General features: G+C 37.0%; 2 protein-coding genes. Both read right to left on the minus strand.

Going from position 1 to position 1715, the window contains the following annotated elements:
* Positions 1-63: 63 nt before the first annotated feature.
* The gene (locus A6E06_RS11260) at positions 64-612 is read right to left on the minus strand and encodes a YHYH domain-containing protein (protein WP_065592667.1); all 549 of its coding nucleotides are present in this window, start codon (positions 610-612) and stop codon (positions 64-66) included.
* A 242-nt stretch (positions 613-854) separates the two neighbouring features.
* Positions 855-1607 (minus strand): SDR family oxidoreductase, encoded by a 753-nt coding sequence (locus A6E06_RS11265; RefSeq protein ID WP_065592666.1) that lies wholly within the window; start codon positions 1605-1607, stop codon positions 855-857.
* Positions 1608-1715 lie beyond the last annotated feature (108 nt).

Here is a 1715-nt window from a genome sequence, read left to right on the forward strand (position 1 = left end):
GACACCATAGTCGTTTGTTAAACGTAATAAGTATGCTAGATTGCAAACAAGTATCTATTTAAATCAACCCCAATGCTTCACTCTATTAAAAGCAGCAGTAAAACCAATTAGAGAAAATTCCATTTCACTACGAAAGTTACTAATGCGCATTTTATAACCTTTTTTCATACGATGAAGAACTAGATCATCGACTTCGACGAGACTCCATCCTTTTTTTACAGATTCTAATACAACTGAAGTATGGTAATGATTATCAATTTGAACGCTAAATGAACCATTATTAGCCTTAGGATTCAAAGGTACTAAGAGATAAAAGTAACCGTCAGTTTTTACAAACCATACAGGTTCATCAAAATGCGCTACTTGTCCACCTCCTTTTGTTACCCCCCATTTAGAGGTAGCACGCTTTGAATTAGAATGGTTAGTTGTCGTATTTTGATAAGATGAAGAAGTACTTACAGTATTATAACTACTTGAACTACTATTGCCTCCACCATGACAGTGATAACCACCATTAATATTGTCATTATGGCAACCAGCTGAATTGGTACGCCCAGAATGTGCGTGAGAAAAATTTGTAGCAAAGACTAAAATAAGTAAAAAATATTTCATTTAATCGTTAAGTGTAAATTTAAGGAGCCGCGAATCTACAGAAAAATATTGGTTTATACAAGAAGATAAAAATTATTTGTATGGATCTAATGCAGAACATACTGATTATTATTACGTTTAACGCCTGCATAACACGTTTGCTACTATGCAGATTAAGCCTAAATTTACCACTTAATACGGTAAACCAAAAGACAATCTAGAATGCCGAATGTAGCAAATCGTGTTGATGCATTTGTTATGCATTACAGGCCACCAGCTAAATCCAAGTAGTTCCCTGTAGAAAATGATGCTTTGTCTGAGGCTAACCAATAAATGGCTTCTGCAACCTCACTTGGTTCCCCACCTCTTTGAAGTGGAATAATACTTTTTAACCTTTCGATTCTCTCTGGCTCTCCACCATCAGCATGCATATCAGTATGAATCAGCCCAGGACGAACACAATTAACTCGGATACCTTCCGATGCAACTTCCAGTGATAAACCTTTCGTTAAAGTATCAATTGCTCCTTTCGATGCTGCATAATCAATATATTCGTTTGGTGAGCCTGAACGAGCGGCACCAGAAGAAACATTAACAATTACGCCACCAAAACCACCATTTCGTGTCGACATTCGCTTTACTGCTTCTCGACAGCATAGAAAATAACTTGTGACATTATTAGTAAGTATTGAGTTGATCCGTTCGGCACTCATATTTTCTAAGCGTGATTGCTTTTTTAAGATCCCTGCATTGTTAACAAGAATTGATATTGCACCTAATTCTCGATCAACAGTAGAAAACATTCGGATCACATCATCTTCGCAAGAAACATCAGCTTGAACAGTAATACACTTTCCACCCTCAACCATTATTGATTGAGCTAACTTATTCGCTGAGTCTGAATTGGATTTATAATTGATGCATACAGCGTAGCCTTCTTTCGCAAAAAGTTGAGCCGTTGCCGCTCCAATTCCTCGCCCGCCACCTGTAATAATTGCCACTTTTTGAATACTCATAAATCAATCCTTATATTCTGAGTTAAGGGAATGCATAACGCCTGCATAACACGTTTGCTACGATACAGACTTAGCTGAATTTTAACGCCTTAATCACTGAAACTAAAG

This window comes from Aliivibrio sp. 1S175 (assembly GCF_001690985.1).
Lineage (GTDB): Bacteria > Pseudomonadota > Gammaproteobacteria > Enterobacterales > Vibrionaceae > Aliivibrio.

Excerpts from the sequence above, each read along its gene's own strand:
- A6E06_RS11260 (WP_065592667.1), bottom strand. The coding sequence starts at position 612 with ATGAAATATTTTTTACTTATTTTAGTCTTTGCTACAAATTTTTCTCAC.
- A6E06_RS11265 (WP_065592666.1), bottom strand. The coding sequence starts at position 1,607 with ATGAGTATTCAAAAAGTGGCAATTATTACAGGTGGCGGGCGAGGAATT.